Below are 16127 nucleotides of genomic sequence, written 5' to 3' on the forward strand. Positions count from 1 at the left end.
ACGGGCGCGATGCGCATTCCAGGCGGGCCAGACCGCGCCCGTGAGACGCTCCTGCCCGGCGGATCGAATCAGTACACGTCGCGGCGGTAGCGCCCATCGCGCAGCAACTGCTCGACGAGCGCATCGCCCAGCACCTCGCGCAGTACGGCGTCCACGCCGGGGGCCATGCCCTGCAGGCTGCCGCAGACGTAGATGGCGGCGACGTCGTCGACCCACGTGCGCAGGGTGTCGGCGGCGTCGCGCAGGACGTGCTGGACGTAGCGGCGTTGGGCGTCGTCGCGCGAGAACGCGAGGTCGACGCGCTCGACCAGGCCGTCGGCCTGCCAGCGTTCGATGTCGTCGTGGCAGAGGAAATCATGGCCGCGGTTGCGTTCGCCGAACAGCAGCCAGTTGCGCCGTGCCCCGGCTTCGGCGCGCGCGGCCAGGTGTGCGCGCAGGCCGGCGATGCCGGTGCCGTTGCCGATCAGGATCATCGGCCGCTGCGGCGCAGGCGGGTGGAAGTTGGGGTTGCCGCGGATGCGCAGGTCGATGGTCGCGCCCGGCTGTGCGTATTCGCACAGCCAGCCGCTGCCCAGGCCGCTGCGGCCGTCGGGGCGACGCATGTGCCGGACCAGCAGCTGCAGGTTGCCTTCCGAAGGCTGCGAGGCGATCGAGTATTCGCGGTGCGGCAGTGGCTTGAGGGTGTCGGCCAGGGCCTGCGCCTCCAGGCCGGCGACGGCGGCGGATTCCGGCAGGTGCGCGCGCGACAGCGCGTCGCCGAGCGCAAGCTGGCGGTCTCCGAAGCGGACTTGCGCAGCCGCTGGAAGCTGGAGCGCCGCGAGCAGCGACTCGACGGCGTCAGCCGCGTTGCGCGGGCCGATCTCGGCGATGTCGCCGGCCTGCCATGTCGGCTGCATGCCGGCGGGCGGCGAGAGGGCGAGGCGAAATACCGGACCGCCCACGCTGCCGGGATTGAGCTCGACGCGCTCGCGCAGCCGCCACGGCTCATAGGTGACCGGCGACCAGTCCGACAGTTCCGGCTGCTGCGCGAGCAGGCCGAGGTGGTGCTGCCAGTGGCGCAGCGCGCCGGCGTCGCCGTTGTCGACTTCGACCAGGTCGAACAGCGGCGTCGCGCCTGCCTTGCGAAGCCACTGGTCGAGGCGATGGCCGAAGCCGCAGAAGTGCTCGTACTCGCGATCGCCCAGCGCCAGCACCGCGAACTGCAGCGACGGCAGCGTGGCCGGCGCGGCAAGCACGTCGCGGACGAAGGCCAGCGCCGGGTCGGGTGGATCACCCTCGCCGGTGGTGCTGGCCACGAACAGCGCGCGCGATGCCGTGGCCAGCGTGGCCGCGTCGACCTGCGCCAATGCGCGCAGCTGCACGTCCATGCCCGCGTCGGCGAGGGTGGCGGCAGTGCGCTCGGCAAGCTGCTGCGCGAACCCGGTCTGGCTGGCCCACGCGACCAGCACCTGATCGCCGCTCGTCGCCGCATCGCGCGCGCGGCGCGGACGCGAACGCGAACGCCACAGCAGTCGGCCGCTGATGGCGGCATACAACGTCATCGCGACCGCCGCCCAGATCCAGCGCATTCGCTGCGGCGAAGCCGGCCACCATGCGTCGTCATGCAGCGGGACGAAGGCAATGGCAAGTGCGAGCAAGCCAAGCAGTGCGAACCCGTTGCCGATCGCGGCGTACGGCACGCGACGCACGCCGGGAGTGCCCGTACTCGCGATGTTCGCGCTCACGATGCGAGCAGCCGGGCAGTGAAAGCGGCGGTCATCCGGATGCCATCATCGCCGGCATCGGCGGCGACCAAGCGCGCGGCAAGGCCGTTCGTCCGGGCAAATGCAAAGCCCTCGTCGAACCCCATCACGGTGAGCGCGGTGGCCCAGGCGTCGGCGCGCATCGCATCGTCGGCAATCACCGTCACCGCCGCAGGCGCGCGTTCGACCGGCGCACCCGTGCGCGGATCGAGCGTGTGCGCGAAGGTCCGGCCATCGTGTTCGAAGTGGTGCCAATGGACGCCGGACGTGGCCACGGCGAAATCCTCAAGCGCGAGCACGCAGGGCGTCGCGTCATCGGCATCGGGCGCGGCTTCGACCAGCACCCGCCACGGCGTGCCGTCCGGCTTGCGGCCGCAGCCGAACAGTTCGCCGCCGATGTCGACCAGCGCGTCGGCGATGCCGCGTTCGCGCAGGCAGGCCACCACCGCGTCCACGGCGTACCCCTTGGCGATCGCGGACAGGTCGAGCGCGATGCCGCCCGGCTGCAGCACCGCGGGCGGGTCGTCGCGCAGCGCGATCCGCTGCCAGCCGATGCGCGCGCTGGCGGCGGCGACTTCGGCGGCATCCGCGACGCGCGGGTCGCGACCGCCGGCGCCGAATCCCCACAGGTCCACCAACGGGCCGACCGTGGGGTCGTAGGCACCGTTGCTGGCCCGCGCGACGTCCAGCGCGCAGCGCAGCACCGCTTCGAACGGCTGCGGCAGCGCCTGCCAGCTGCCGGCCGCGGCGCGGTTGTAGCGGCTGATGTCCGACGCAGGCTCCCAGGTACTCATCTGCGCGACGATGCGGTCGAGCGTTGCCTGCACCGCGTCATGCAGCGGTGGCAGCGCCAGGCGCGCGTCGGCGGCCACGCACACGCGCCAGCGCGTGCCCATGGTGTCGCCATGGAGCACGTGCACGACGCGCGCGCCGGAAGTGGTGGTGTGGTTCAAGGGCGAAGTCGCTGGCCGGGCGCCGTCGCCGCGGTGGCGCGACGGCGCATGGCTTACTGCGGCAGCACTTCCAGCGTGGCCACGTAGCCGAGCCGGCGCTGCTTTGCCTGCGGCATCGAGACCTTGTCGTCCAGCGCCGAGGCATCGAGCCAGTACATGCCGGCTTCCGGCCAGGTGACGCTGAACTCGCCATTGGCGTCGGTGGTGGCCTTGATCTCGTCCTGCGCGTTGCGGTAGCGGGTGCCGCCGCGGACGATCTCGATGTCCAGGCCCGCCGCCGGCTTGCCGTCGATCTGGAAGCGGAACGTGGCCTGTTCGCCCGCGAACAGGTCATTGGGATGCGTCACCGGCACCAGTTCAAGGCCAATGCCATCGGGCTTGAGCGCGGTGTCGTTGGGCGAGCCGCTGGTGACGAAGGTCTCGACGCGGCTGATCGACTCGCCGACCTCCAGGTTCTTCGCGTCCTTCGGTACCTCGCTGGCGAACGTTGCCGCGGTGCCGCGCCAGCGCCTGGGCTTGCCGTCCTGCTCCCAGCGGCCGGTGAGGTTGTGGCTGGTGATGCCGATCCTGTACGTGCCGGGCTGGGTGAGTTCGAGATCGAACACGCTGCGGTACTTGCCGGTGGCGGCGTTCTGCGTTTCCACCTTGCTGCCGTCGGGCGCGACGACCGCGACGTTGTCCAGCCGCAGCGGCACGTGGTTGAAGTAGAACAGGTCGTTGGACACCGCGGCATCGACCGTGATCCACGGGTTCTCACCGGCGATGACGGTCTGCGACGGCATCAGCCAGGCCTTGTGCGCGGATGCGGTGATCGGCAGCGCGGCGGCCAGGGCGAGTGCAAGTGCGACTGCTGGGGCGAGGGAATGCTTCATGGCGTGCTCCGGAATTCGGACGGGATGGGAGAAGGCGCGATCAGGGCTTGATCGCCAGCGCGACCGCGCCGAGTTCGGTCTTGCCCTGCGCCTTGCCGGACTGCGGCGCGGTCGCCGGCCAGGTGAAGGGGATCTTCAGCAGTTCGCGGCCGCCGACTTCGCGGACCGCCTCGACCACCAGCGTGTAGCTGCCGGGCGCGAGCTTCGCCAGCCGCGGGTCGGTGGAGTCGAAGCCCAGCGCGTGCTTGCCGGCCGGGCGCGTCGGCCCGGTGACGCCGTCCACCGGCAGGTCGAGCGTGCGCCCGGAGCGTCGCCACCACTGGCGAAGGTCGGGCAGCCACTTGGTGCCGTGGCCCTCCTTGGTGTCCTTGTCCTGGTACCAGACGGCGAGGTCGGCGACGGCCTTGCTGTCGGCGCCCTCGATCCAGACCGCCACGTAGGGTCGGTGGTACTCGGCGACCTTGAGCTGCGGGATCTGGACGTCGACGTCGAACTGCGCGGCGTACGCCGGCATGGCAAGCAGGCCGCTGAGGGCGATGGTGAGCGTGACGCGCATGGAAACCTCGTCGATCGGAATCAGGGGAAAGTCAGTGGATGAACAGCAGCGCGAGCAGCACCGGTACCAGCAGGCCGAGGCCGACGTACGGCCAGGTCATGCGGCGCTGGCGCGCATGCATCTGCAGCAGGAACAGCCCGGTCACGGTGAACACCACGCAGGCGATCGCGAACACGTCGATGAACCAGCCCCACGCGGGGCCGGCATTGCGGCCCTTGTGCAGGTCGTTGAGGTACGAGATCCAGCCGCGTGCGGTGCGTTCGTACTCGACCGCGCCGTCGCCGCGCTGGATGCTCAGCCACGCATCCGCGCCGGGACCGGGCATCGACAGGTAGATCTCGTCCTGCGACCACTCGGCATCGCGCGTGCCGATCGACGTGCCGAGCGTGTCATCGAGCCATTCGGCCACCGCGCCCGGCAGCGGCGCGTTGCCTTCCTCGCGCGTGCCGAGCGCCTGCAGCAGCGGCGCGGGCAGGGTGGCGGCCTGGTTGGCGACCTGCGGATCGCCCTCGATCTTCGCCGCGTGGTTGAGGGTGATGCCGGTGACCGCGAACAGCAGCATGCCGACCAGGCAGACCGCCGAACTGATCCAGTGCCACTGGTGCAGGGTGCGCAGCCAGAAGCCGCGGCGTTGTTGCGCGGGTACGGGGTCGCTTGAAGAAAAGGAAGGCGGTGGCAAGGCGGGAGATTCGGCGCGGAAAGGCACAGTATAGAGCATGGATGAGAATCATTCTCACGTCTGGCGCCAGTAATCGCTCGTGTCGTGCGGTTGCCCTGGCCGTCGGTTCTTGCTCTCAGGTCTCCGCCCAGCGCCGCAGCAGGTTGTGGTACACGCCGGTCAGCTGCAGCAGCGCGGCGCGGTCGGCGCCGGATCGGGTCAGGCTCTGGATCGACGCGTCGAGCTCGAACAGTAGCCGCCGCTGGCCGTCGTCGCGAACCAGGCTTTGCACCCAGAAGAACGACGCCAGCCGCGCGCCCCGCGTGACCGGTTCGACCCGGTGCAGACTGCTCGACGGATAGATGATCAGGTCGCCGGCCGGCAGTTTGACCTCGTGCTCGCCGTAGGTGTCGTGGACGACCAGTTCGCCGCCGTCGTACTCGTCCGGTTCGCACAGGAACAGCGTGCACGAGATGTCCGTGCGCAATGCCCCGATGGGCTGGCCGGGCATGGCCACGTGCATCACCGAGCCGTCGACGTGCAGTCCGTACTGGCCGCCGCCGTGGTAGCGGTTGAAGCGCGGCGGCAGCGTGCGCAGCGGCAGCACCGCGGCGTGGTACAGCGGGCTGGCCGCGAGTGCCGCGAGCACCGCCGCGCCGAGTTCGCGCGCCAGCGGCGAGCCGTCGGCCAGCTGCTGGTTGCGCTTGACCTGCGCGCCCTGCGCGCCGACCGTCGCCTTGCCGTCGATCCATTCGCCGCCGTCGAGCGCCTTGCGGAAATGCGCCACCTGCGCAGCATCGAGGATCGCGGGGACGTGCAGCAGCATGGTGGAGTTTCCTCGAGGCCCTGGCAGCGATGCGGGTCAGAAGCGGATGTCGGCGCTGAGCACGAAGGTGCGCGGCGCGCCCGGAGTGTAGCGGTAGCCACTCTTGTTGATGGCGGCGACGTACTGCTTGTCGAACAGGTTGTAACCGTTCAGGCGCAGGCTGACGTTGTCGCTGATCGCGTACGAGACCATCGCGTCGTACACCGTCCATGACTTGGTGTATTCCGGCGTGCCGACCGCGCCGTCGCTGCCCCTGTGCAGGCCGCCGGTGTAGCGGATGCCGCCGCCGACGGTCAGCCCGGACGGGAACTGGTAGGTCGTCCAGCTGGTGATCGCTTCGTCCGGCGTGTAGGTCAGGTGGTTGCTGCCGTCCTCGCTCACGGCGGCGCCCTCCCTGACACTGGCGTCCTGGTGCAGGTAGCCCAGCGAGATGTTCCAGTTGTCGGTGATGTTGCCGACCGCGGACACCTCGACGCCCTGCACGCGCTTCTCGCCGGTCTGCGAATAGCCGCCCGGCACGGTGTCGTCGGCGGTGATCTCGTTGGTCACGGTGGTCTGGAACAGCGCCAGGTTCAGCGCCAGGCCGCTGCCGGGCGCCACCCACTTGGCGCCGACCTCGTAGGTCCGCGCCTTCTGCGGGTCGTTGTTGACGTTGTCGGCGCTGTTGGCGGCGGTGCTCAGGCTGAAGTTGGCGCCGCCCGGCGGCTGCTGCGACAGCGCGGCGTTGGCATACAGGCTCAGCACCTCGACCGGCTTGTACACCGCACCGAGCTTGTAGTTGAGCAGGGTGTCGGAGGACTTCAGGTCGGCGATGGAAATGATGCTGCCGTCGGCGACGCCGCTCGGGCAGGCGATGCCGCGCCGCGGCAGCGGAACCACCGTGGTGCAGATGCCGGTGGCGTCGTAACGGGTGGTGTAGCGGTCGGCGCGGACGCCGGCGGTGAGCAGGAAGCGCTCGCCGAATTTAAGCGTGTCGAACGCGTACAGCGCCGCGGTGTCGGTCCTGCCGTTGGCCACCGTGCCGTTGCGGCCGTAGGCCAGCGTGCCGGTGCCGCGCCAGTCCGGGTTGTACAGGCTGGCCGGGTCGAGCGCGCTGTCGATGGCGATGCCGTGGGCGGTTTGTTCCTCGCGGGTCAGTTCCAGTCCCGCGCTGAGGAAATGATCGACCGCGCCGGTGGCGAAATCCGCGCGCAGGTTCAGCTGGTCGGTGAGGATCGTGTTCTGCTGGTCGCGGCTGCTGAAGGTGCCGCGCGCCAGGGTGTAGGTGGACAGGTCGTCCTTGTCCGTCCAGTGGATGTTGCCGGCCTGCTCGTCGCCGGGTGTGCCGCCGGTGCCCATGAAGGCGGTGATGAGGTAGTCCTGCCTGGTCTTTCCCCAGCGCAGCGTGTTGCTCAGTTTCAGCGTGTCGGAGAAGTCGTGCTCGAACCGGAGCGTGGCCATCTGCGAGGTCACGTCGTCATGGTCGAACTCGCTGCCGTAGAAGTTCTCCGGATCGACCGGATGCCCGGCCAGTTGCTCCAGGCCCGGCTGCGGCGCCCAACTGGGCAGGCCGATGGTCGGCACCAGGCCGTCCGGCACGTTGTCCTGCTTCACGTACAGCAGGTTGAGGAACACGCGCGTGTCGCTGCCCAGGCCGAAGCCCAGCGACGGCGCGATGCCCCAGCGCGAGTTGTTGACGTGGTCGCGGCCGGCCACGTCGCTGTCCTGCCACATTCCGCTCAGGCGCAGCGCGCCGGTTTCACCCAGCCGCGTGTTCCAGTCGGCGGTGGCGCGCTGCTGGCCGTCGTTCCCGGCAGAAATGCTGGCGGAGGCCGCTTCGCGCAGGCTGGCCTGCCTGGACACCATGTTGATCGCGCCGGTCGGCGCCGAGCGGCCGGTGTCGGTGCCGGCCGGGCCCTTCACCACTTCCACCTGGTCGATGTTGAACAGGTCGCGCGATACCGCGCCGAGGTCGCGCGCACCGTCGACGAAGATGCTGCTGGAGGTGTCGAAGCCGCGCATGTAGAGCGCATCGCCGGTGGTGGTATTGCCGTTTTCACCGGCATAGAACGTGCCCACGCCGGGACTGTTGCGCAACGCTTCGGCCAGGGTGGTTGCGCCCTGCTGCTGGAGCAGTTCCTTGTCGAGCACCTCGATGGTCTGCGGGGTGTCCTGCAGGGTCTGGGTGAACTTGGGCGAGACCACGAAGCTGTTCAGCCCGTGCACTTCGACCGTTTCGAGCGTCTTGGCCTGCGGCTCCGGGCTGGGGCCCGAATCGACCTCCTGGGCCACGGCGCTGGCCGGCAGCCCCAGTGCGAGGCTGGTGAGCAGGGTGGCGGCGGTGAGGGACTGGGGCGACTTGGCCGGAACGGCGTGCTTGCGACTCTTGATGTGGACCATGTTGCCTTCGTTGCGGTATGGGTGGCGCCCGGCCGGCCAGACGCGCACACGGGCGGGAGGCGGCGGACATCCGGAACCTCGTAGCGGGCCTGTGGGCGGGCTGGGGGCGGTTTGGATTCGACGCGGTCTTTCGGGGCCAGGGCCTGGGTCTGGCGCCGGAGAGGGCGGCGGAGTGCGCGTATTCAACCGCAAACGATAATGATTCGCAATACTTTTCGCATTGGCGGTGCAGCGCGGTCCGGGAGCGGGGCGATTCCTACCGGTCGTCGCGCGTCCAGACCGCGCCGTCCTCGACCTTCACCGGGAACTTCGCCACCGGCGCATAAGCCGGCGCGCACAGCGCCCGGCCGTCGCGGACGTCGAACCGGGCGCCGTGCAGGGTGCATTCGATCGTCCCGTCGCCGCCGTCGAAGGCGCCGGCCGACAGCTCGAAATCCTCGTGACTGCAGCGGTCTTCCAGGGCATAGAAGTCGCCGTCGACGTTGAACACGATGATCGGCGTGTCGCCGTCCCAGGCCACCGCGGTTTCGCCGGGCAGCAGTTCGGAGGTGGCGCAGACGCGGATCCAGTCGGTCATGGCAGGCACTCGTGTCGGATGCGGTCATTGTAGGAGCGCCCCGTGGGCGCGCTGGAACGCAACCGAAGGCATCGCGCCCTCGGGGCGCTCCTACAGGGGTTTTTCGAGCACTTCGAAGCGCAGGTCGTCGCGCTTGGCGATGCCGAAACGCTCGTCGCCGTGCGGAAACGGCTTGTACACGCCGGTGCGGCGATAGCCGCGGCGCTCGTAGAAGGCGATCAGTTCGTCGCGGATGTCGATCACGGTCATGCGCATGTCGGGCAGCCGCCAGTCGTCGCGCGCGATGCGCTCGCATTCGGCAAGCAGCGCCTTGCCGATGCCGCCGCCCTGCAGGCCGGGCACCACCGAGAACATGCCGAAGTAGCCGTGGCCGTCTTCGTCGGCGACGTGGGCGCAGGCCTGCAGCGTGCCATCGCGCTCGGCGAGCACGACGCAGCTGCGCGCGCGCTCGATGTCAGCGCGCAGCACGCCGGGATCGATGCGGTTGCCGTCGAGGAAGTCGGCCTCGGTGGTCCAGCCGGCGCGGCTGGCGTCTCCGCGATAGGCGGAGGTGACGAGGGCGACGATGGCGTCGACATCGGAGGGCGTGGCACTGCGGAAGGTGAGGCTGGTCATGGGGGGGGATGATTCTTCCATAGCCCTTGGAACTGTCTGCAGGAGCGGCGGAAGCCGCGAGCTTTTTGGGGGGCCGCGGTTGGCATCGCAAGATCAAGAGCAAATCCCCCATACCCCCTTTTCCAAAGGGGGCAAAGGCAAGAGCCTTTCCCGAATCCCGAATCCCGAATCCCGAATCCCGAATCCCGAATCCCGAATCCCGAATCCCGAATCCCGGCGTCAGCCCAGCAGCCCGCGCACCTTGCGCAGCGCGGCAACGAAGGCTTCGATCTCCTCGTGGGTGTTGTAGAACGCCAGCGACGCGCGGCAGGTGGCGCCGATGCCGAACCACTGCAGCAGCGGGTGTGCGCAGTGCTGGCCGGAGCGGATCGCCACGCCTTCGATGTCGAGCAGGGTGGCCAGGTCATGCGCGTGCGCGCCTTCGACGAGGAACGACACCACCGCGGCCTTGCCCGGCGCGGTGCCGTAGACGCGCAGGCCGTCGACCTTTGCCAGTTCCTCGTCCAGGTGCGCCAGCAGTTCCTGCTCGCGTGCCTCGACGTTCGCCATGCCCAGCGCATCGAGGTAGTCGACCGCCGCGCCCAGCCCGGCGAAGCCGGCGATGTTCGGCGTGCCGGCCTCGAACTTGCGTGGCGCGTCGTTGAACACGGTGCCGTCGAAGCGCACTTCCCTGATCATCTCGCCGCCGCCGATGAACGGCGGCATCGCGTCCAGGTGCTCGCGCCGCGCCCACAGCGCGCCGGTGCCGGTGGGGGCGCACATCTTGTGGCCGGTGAGGGCGTAGAAATCGCAGCCGATCGCGGCGACGTCGACCGGCCGGTGCGGCAGGGCCTGCGAGCCGTCGACCACGGTGACGACGCCGCGGCGGCGCGCCTCGTGGCAGATCTCGCGCACCGGGTTGACCGTGCCCAGCACGTTGCTGACGTGGGCGATGGCGAGCAGCTTCACGTCCGCGGTCATCTTCGCGCGCAGCATGTCGAGGTCGAGCGCGCCGTCGGGCAGCAGTTCCACCACTTCGATGCGCGCGCCGGTGCGCTGCGCCACCAGCTGCCAGGGCACGATGTTGGCGTGGTGCTCCATGCGCGTGAGCAGGATCGCGTCGCCGGCCTTCAGCCGCGGCAGCGCCCACGAGTAGGCGACCAGGTTGATCGCGAACGTGGTGCCGCTGCACAGCACGAGTTCTTCCGGCCGCACGTTGATGAAGCGCGCCAGCTTGCGGCGCGCGTTCTCGTAAAGCTCGGTCGCCTCGCCCCCGAGGGTGTGCACGGCGCGGCTGACGTTGGCGTTGTGGCGGCGGTAGAAGTCGTCGACCGCCTCGATCACCGCCGCCGGCTTCTGCCCGGTGTTGGCCGAGTCGAAATAGACCAGCGGCTTGCCGTTGACCTCGCGCCGCAGCAGCGGGAAGTCGGCGCGCACGCTTGCCCAGTCGATCGGGTCGCCGGTCGCCGGGCGGGGTCCGGTGGCGGCGGCGGGCGTCATGCGTCGCCTGCCAGCGATGCGAGCGCAGCGTCGAGCCGGGCTTCCAGCGCCGCGCGCAGCGTGTCGGAGGCGAGCACGCCCAGCGGTTCGCGCACGAAGGCCGTGGTCAGCAGGCGGCGCGCATCGGCTTCCGGCAGGCCGCGCGAGCGCAGGTAGAACATCGCGGTGGGGTCGAGCTGGCCGACGGTGGCGCCGTGCGCGGCCTTGACCTCGTCGGCGTGGATCACCAGCACCGGCTGGGTGTCGATTTCCGCGCCTTCGGACAGCAGCAGGTTCTTGTTCGACAGGTTGGCGTCGCTGCCGTCCGCGCCCTCGTGGATGGTGATGCCGCCGTGGAACACCGCGCGGCCGCGACCGGCGCCGATGCCGCGCCAGGTCAGGTCGCAGGCGGTGTCGCGGGCGACGTGCTCGATGCTCAGGCGGGTGTCGAGGTGGCGCTTGCCGGTGGCCAGCAGCACGCCGTTGGCGACCACGCGTGCGCGGTCGCCGAGCAGGCGCACGTTGAGTTCGTGGCGCGAGAGCGCGGCGCCCAGCTCCAGGTCCAGGCGCCGGTACTCGGCGTCCTCGGCGAGCGCGGCGTCGGTGCGCAGGAAGGTGGTCGCACCGTCGGCGGCATCGTGGATCCGCGCGTGGCGAAGGCGCGAACGCGCGCCAAGCCGCAGCGAGAGCGTCGCGGTGTCGAGGTGGCGGTGCGCGCCCGCGGCCAGGTGGTGCTCGGCGAGCGCCACCGATGCGCCTTCGCCGACTTCGACGACGTGGCGCAGGTGCCAGGCGCGGTCGGCGTCGGAGGACGCGCCAATGAAGACCAGGTGCAGCGGCGTTTCGACCTGTGCGCCGGCCTCGACGCGGACGACCGCGCCGGTTGTCGCCAGCGCGGCGTTGAGATTGGCGAACACGTCGTCACCGCGGCCGCGCGCATCGGTGCCGTCTTCGGGCATCGATCCGCCGGCGCTGCCGGGCGCCAGGGTGACGCCGGACGGCAATGCGCCGAGGTCCGAGTGCGCGGGGTCGTGGACGCCGTTGACGAACACCAGCCGCGGTGCCGGGATGTCCGCGAGCAGCGCAGGATCGAACGTCGCGACGGCGGCGTCGACCGGCGCAAAGGTGCGGCGTTCAAGCGCGCGCAGCGGGGTGTACTTCCACGCTTCGCTGCGCGGGCCGGGCAGGCCGTCGCGCACGATGGCGTCCAGCGTGGCCTTGCGGCTGCCGTCGCCGCTGGAATTGCCGGCGAGCGAGTCGAGGAGGGCGCTCATCGGGCACCACCGTCGCAGACGCGGTCAAGGTCGGGGCGTGCGAGGCAGCCATCCATCACGCAACCGCCTCCGGCGCGACCCGGTCCTTGATCCACGCGTAGCCGTGCGCTTCGAGTTCCAGCGCCAGTTCCGGACCGCCGCTTTCGACGATGCGGCCGTCGGCCAGCACGTGCACGACGTCCGGCTTGATGTAGTCGAGCAGGCGCTGGTAGTGGGTGATGACGATGAACGCGCGGTCGGGCGAACGCAGCGCGTTGACGCCCTCGGCGACGGTCTTGAGCGCGTCGATGTCCAGGCCCGAGTCGGTCTCGTCGAGGATCGCCAGCTTCGGCTCCAGCACCGCCAGCTGGAAGATTTCGTTGCGCTTCTTCTCGCCGCCGGAGAAGCCCTCGTTGACGCCGCGGTGCAGCAGCTGGTCGTCCAGGTGCAGCACGGCCAGCTTCTCGCGCACGATCTTCAGGAACTGCATCGAGTCGAGTTCCGGCTCGCCGCGGGTCTTGCGCTGGGCGTTGAGCGAGCTGCGCAGGAAATAGGTGTTGTTCACCCCCGGGATTTCCACCGGGTACTGGAACGCGAGGAACACGCCGGCGGCTGCGCGCTCCTCCGGTTCGAGCGCCAGCAGGTCGCGGCTGTCGTACTGCACGCTGCCTTCGCCGATCTCGTAGCCCTCGCGTCCGGCGAGGATGTTGCCGAGCGTGGACTTGCCGGCACCGTTGGGACCCATGATGGCGTGGACTTCGCCGGGCTTCACCTGCAGCGAAAGTCCCTTGAGGATTTCGCGGCCGGCGACGGAGGCGTGCAGGTTTTCTATCTTCAACATGTTGTCATCCGTTTCGTTTCTTGAGCCCCTCTACCGCGCAGCGGGAGAGGGGTTGGGGCGAGGGTGCGGCTTTTCGCCACGAGCGCCCTCATCCGTCGCTTCGCGCCACCTTCTCCCGCAAGCGGGAGAAGGGATGACCATCAGCCAACCGATCCTTCCAGCGAGACTTCCAGCAGCTTCTTGGCTTCCACCGCGAACTCCATCGGCAGTTCGCGGAACACCTGCTTGCAGAAGCCGTCGACGATCAGGCTCACCGCGTCTTCCTGCGAGATGCCGCGCGAGCGGCAGTAGAACATCTGGTCGTCGGAGATCTTCGAGGTGGTGGCTTCGTGTTCGACGGTGGCGCCGGGGTTCTTCACTTCGATGTAGGGGAAGGTGTGCGCGCCGCACTTCTTGCCGATCAGCAGCGAGTCGCACTGGGTGTAGTTGCGCGCGCCGTCGGCCGAAGCGGCCACCTTGACCAGGCCGCGGTAGGTGTTCTGGCCGCGGCCGGCGCTGATGCCCTTGCTGATGATCTTGCTCTTGGTGCGCTTGCCGACGTGGACCATCTTGGTGCCGGTGTCGGCCTGCTGGCGGTGGTGGGTGAGCGCGACCGAGTGGAACTCGCCGGTCGAGTCGTCACCCAGCAGCACGCAGGACGGGTACTTCCAGGTGATCGCCGAACCGGTCTCGACCTGGGTCCAGGTGACCTTGCTGCGGTCGCCGCGGCACTCGGCGCGCTTGGTGACGAAGTTGTAGATGCCGCCAACGCCGTTCTCGTCGCCGGGATACCAGTTCTGCACGGTCGAGTACTTGATCTCGGCGTCTTCCAGCGCCACCAGTTCCACCACTGCCGCGTGCAACTGGTTCTCGTCGCGCATCGGCGCGGTGCAGCCTTCGAGGTACGACACGTGGCCGCGGTCCTCGCAGATGATCAGGGTGCGTTCGAACTGGCCGGTGTGGCCGGCATTGATGCGGAAGTAGGTGGACAGCTCCATCGGGCAGCGCACCCCGGCCGGGATGAACACGAACGAGCCGTCGGAGAACACCGCCGAGTTGAGCGCGGCGAAGTAGTTGTCGCCGGTCGGCACCACGCTGCCCAGGTACTGCTTCACCAGGTCCGGATGGTCCTTGATGGCCTCGGACATCGAGCAGAAGATGATGCCCTTGTCGGCCAGCTCCTTGCGGAACGTGGTGCCCACCGAGACCGAGTCGAACACCGCGTCGACCGCCACGCCCGCGAGCTTGGCCCGCTCGTGCAGCGGCACGCCGAGCCTGTCGTAGGTGTCGAGCAGCTCCTTGGGCACCTCTTCCAGCGACTTGTACTTGGGGCCCTTGGGCGCGGAGTAGTAGCTGATGGCCTGGAAGTCGATCGGCGCGATCTTCAGCTTCGCCCAGTGGGGCACCGGCATGGTCAGCCAGTGGCGATAGGCGGCGACGCGCCATTCAGCCATCCACTCGGGCTCTTCCTTTTTCGCCGACAGCGCGCGCACCACGTCCTCCGACAGGCCGGGCGCGAAGCTGTCCGACTCGATGTCGGTAACGAAGCCGGCGTCGTAGCGGCGACCGAGCTGTTCGATGATTTCTGCGTTTTCGACGGACACGTGGGGTTCTCTCTTTCTCAGCTGGCAGTCAGGCGCGCGGGGATCTCGCGGCTGCTCGACGGCTTGCCGGAAGTTGGAATGAAGTGCGGCGACAGCATCTGCGCCAGCGATACGCCGCGCAGCGCGTCGGCGACGACGTCGTTGATCCGGCGCCAGTTGGCGCGCACGCCGCAGGAATCCTCGATCCCGCAGCTGCCGGCGTGGACGCTGCATTCGGTCATGCCGAGCGGGCCTTCCATCGCCTCGACGATCTCGAACAGCGAAATGCCGTCGGCCGGGCGCGCCAGCCGGTAGCCGCCACTGGCGCCGCGGAAGGCCTCGACCAGGCCGGCCTGGGCCAGCGGCTTGAGCAGCTTGGCCACGGTGGGTGCTTCCAGCCCGGCGCGTTCGGCCAGCTCGGTGGTGCTGGAGACGACGTGGGGCGCGCTCGCCAGCACGGTGAGCACGACGGTCGCGTAGTCGGTGAGCTTGGTGACGCGGAGCATGGGCGGGTGGCTCGAACCCGGCCTCGGAGGACCGGTTCTGGCTGCGGGAATCAATCAGGACCGAAATTGTACTGATTTGGCCCGCAGCCGCCAACCCATGCGCTGAACCCCGGGGTGCGCGTCAGCCGGCCGCCGGTGCGGCCGCGGCCGGTGCCGGGAGTAGGACCAGGTCGAAATAGGGTGGCGGCGGCTGCTTGTCAGGCGGCAGGTACGCCGGCGCGGGCGTTCCGGCCCCTCCCAGCGATTTGACGAAGTGGAACAGGGCCCGCCGGTCGCCTTCGCTCATCGCGCGCAGGGTGAAGTCCGGCATGATCGGGCGGGTGCGCAGCTTGGCGCTGTAGTCCAGCCACTGCGCCTCGTCCATGTCCGCCACCAGCAGTCGCAGGTTGGCGGCATAGGTGGTGCCCCAGGGGCCGCGGTAGCCCAGCGACGAGCCGGTCAGCCACTGCGCCTTGTCGACCTCGCCCTGCTGTTCGGCGTAGCCGGGGGTATGGCAGTCGTTGCAGCCGCCGATGCGGACCAGGTATTCGCCGCGCGCCAGCAGTGCGTCTGCGTCGGCGATCGTGGCGGGCGGATGGGGCGCGGCGGCGGCGCCGATCTCGCCGCCCCGGGACTGCGAGCAGCCGCCCGCGGCGGCGATGGACACGGTGAGCAGAAGCGGAAGCGGGTGCAGTCGCATGGCGTGGTTCCGGCGGGAGACGCAGGATCAACGTGCGCCGGCGGCAGCGCCGGCCATCGAGTCTCCAATGCGCCCCGTCGCCGCGCGATTCGGGACACAATGGCGGTCCGCACACCATCCAACGGACCCATGGCCAAGAAGAAGATCGCCGCCCGCCTCTCGCCCATCCACGGCAACGGCGTGTTCGCCACCGAGACCATCGAGAAGGGCGAACGCATCGTCCGCTACCGCGGCACGCTGCGCAGCCACGACGAGGTGGACGAGGAATACGGCGAACTCGAGGAAGACGGACATACCTTCCTGTTCACCCTCAACGACGACTACGTGGTCGATGCCAACGTCGGCGGCAACATCGCGCGCTGGATCAACCACAGCTGCAAGCCCAACTGCGAGGCGGTGATCGAGGAGAACCAGAAGGGCAAGCGCCACAAGGACAAGGTGTTCATCGAGGCGATCCGCAGGATCAAGCCGGGCGAGGAACTCACCTACAACTACGGCATCACCCTCGACGAGCCGCATACCGCCAAGCTCAAGAAATTGTGGGCCTGCAAGTGCGGGGCGAAGAACTGCACGGGGACGATGCTGCAGCCCAAGCGCTGAGGCGTTCCGGATCCGCGGAGCCTGTCACATTCATTGACCCGGAAGCCCGC

The 16127-nt window shown here is 69.3% G+C and carries 16 protein-coding genes; 1 reads left to right on the forward strand and 15 read right to left on the reverse strand.

Features of this window, described 5'->3' with window-relative positions; all coding sequences use genetic code 11:
* Positions 1 to 68: 68 nt before the first annotated feature.
* The 15 genes from H570_RS0102020 to H570_RS0102090 all read right to left on the reverse strand — a co-directional run bounded on the left by H570_RS0102020 (position 69) and on the right by H570_RS0102090 (position 15477).
* Positions 69 to 1724 carry a sulfite reductase subunit alpha gene (locus tag H570_RS0102020; RefSeq protein WP_245559510.1) on the reverse strand — a complete coding sequence of 552 codons (1656 nt, stop codon included), beginning with the start codon at positions 1722 to 1724 and terminating at the stop codon, positions 69 to 71.
* A complete protein-coding gene (locus H570_RS0102025) occupies positions 1721 to 2695 on the reverse strand; it encodes an FAD:protein FMN transferase (RefSeq protein ID WP_425411536.1) in 975 nt (324 codons plus the stop codon). The genes H570_RS0102020 and H570_RS0102025 overlap by 4 nt, the downstream gene beginning before the upstream one ends.
* Positions 2696 to 2748: 53 nt before the next feature.
* Positions 2749 to 3567, reverse strand: coding sequence for a DUF4198 domain-containing protein (locus H570_RS0102030; RefSeq protein WP_027079293.1), 819 nt, complete (start codon positions 3565 to 3567; stop codon positions 2749 to 2751).
* Positions 3568 to 3607: 40 nt separating this feature from the next.
* On the reverse strand, positions 3608 to 4123 hold the full coding sequence (locus H570_RS0102035) for a DUF2271 domain-containing protein (RefSeq protein ID WP_027079294.1): 516 nt from the start codon (positions 4121 to 4123) through the stop codon (positions 3608 to 3610).
* Between the two features lie 31 nt (positions 4124 to 4154).
* Positions 4155 to 4802 (reverse strand): PepSY-associated TM helix domain-containing protein, encoded by a 648-nt coding sequence (locus H570_RS0102040; RefSeq protein ID WP_027079295.1) that lies wholly within the window; start codon positions 4800 to 4802, stop codon positions 4155 to 4157.
* A gap of 115 nt (positions 4803 to 4917) precedes the next feature.
* Positions 4918 to 5607 (reverse strand): Fe2+-dependent dioxygenase, encoded by a 690-nt coding sequence (locus tag H570_RS0102045; RefSeq protein ID WP_027079296.1) that lies wholly within the window; start codon positions 5605 to 5607, stop codon positions 4918 to 4920.
* 36 nt (positions 5608 to 5643) lie between these two features.
* Positions 5644 to 7986, reverse strand: a complete 2343-nt coding sequence (locus H570_RS0102050) for a catecholate siderophore receptor Fiu (RefSeq protein WP_027079297.1) — start codon at positions 7984 to 7986, stop codon at positions 5644 to 5646.
* 256 nt (positions 7987 to 8242) lie between these two features.
* Positions 8243 to 8563 carry a non-heme iron oxygenase ferredoxin subunit gene (locus H570_RS0102055; RefSeq protein WP_027079298.1) on the reverse strand — a complete coding sequence of 107 codons (321 nt, stop codon included), beginning with the start codon at positions 8561 to 8563 and terminating at the stop codon, positions 8243 to 8245.
* A 90-nt stretch (positions 8564 to 8653) separates the two neighbouring features.
* Positions 8654 to 9178: a GNAT family N-acetyltransferase gene (locus H570_RS0102060; RefSeq protein ID WP_027079299.1), complete on the reverse strand. Its 525-nt coding sequence runs from the start codon at positions 9176 to 9178 to the stop codon at positions 8654 to 8656.
* A gap of 219 nt (positions 9179 to 9397) precedes the next feature.
* Positions 9398 to 10657: a cysteine desulfurase gene (locus tag H570_RS0102065; RefSeq protein WP_036134657.1), complete on the reverse strand. Its 1260-nt coding sequence runs from the start codon at positions 10655 to 10657 to the stop codon at positions 9398 to 9400.
* Positions 10654 to 11910, reverse strand: coding sequence for a Fe-S cluster assembly protein SufD (sufD, locus tag H570_RS0102070; RefSeq protein WP_027079301.1), 1257 nt, complete (start codon positions 11908 to 11910; stop codon positions 10654 to 10656). Before sufD ends, H570_RS0102065 begins: the two co-directional genes overlap by 4 nt.
* Before the next feature lie 55 nt (positions 11911 to 11965).
* The gene (gene sufC, locus H570_RS0102075) at positions 11966 to 12730 is read right to left on the reverse strand and encodes a Fe-S cluster assembly ATPase SufC (protein WP_027079302.1); all 765 of its coding nucleotides are present in this window, start codon (positions 12728 to 12730) and stop codon (positions 11966 to 11968) included.
* 140 nt (positions 12731 to 12870) lie between these two features.
* Positions 12871 to 14313 carry a Fe-S cluster assembly protein SufB gene (sufB, locus tag H570_RS0102080; RefSeq protein WP_027079303.1) on the reverse strand — a complete coding sequence of 481 codons (1443 nt, stop codon included), beginning with the start codon at positions 14311 to 14313 and terminating at the stop codon, positions 12871 to 12873.
* A gap of 17 nt (positions 14314 to 14330) precedes the next feature.
* The gene (locus H570_RS0102085) at positions 14331 to 14798 is read right to left on the reverse strand and encodes an SUF system Fe-S cluster assembly regulator (protein ID WP_027079304.1); all 468 of its coding nucleotides are present in this window, start codon (positions 14796 to 14798) and stop codon (positions 14331 to 14333) included.
* 121 nt (positions 14799 to 14919) lie between these two features.
* The gene (locus H570_RS0102090; RefSeq protein ID WP_211219061.1) at positions 14920 to 15477 is read right to left on the reverse strand and encodes a hypothetical protein; all 558 of its coding nucleotides are present in this window, start codon (positions 15475 to 15477) and stop codon (positions 14920 to 14922) included.
* Between the two features lie 129 nt (positions 15478 to 15606).
* On the opposite strand from H570_RS0102090, the gene H570_RS0102095 reads away from it, so the two are divergent.
* The gene (locus tag H570_RS0102095; protein WP_027079306.1) at positions 15607 to 16077 is read left to right on the forward strand and encodes an SET domain-containing protein; all 471 of its coding nucleotides are present in this window, start codon (positions 15607 to 15609) and stop codon (positions 16075 to 16077) included.
* Positions 16078 to 16127: the final 50 nt, after the last annotated feature.

The organism is Luteimonas mephitis DSM 12574, assembly GCF_000422305.1.
Classification (GTDB): Bacteria; Pseudomonadota; Gammaproteobacteria; order Xanthomonadales; family Xanthomonadaceae; genus Luteimonas; species Luteimonas mephitis.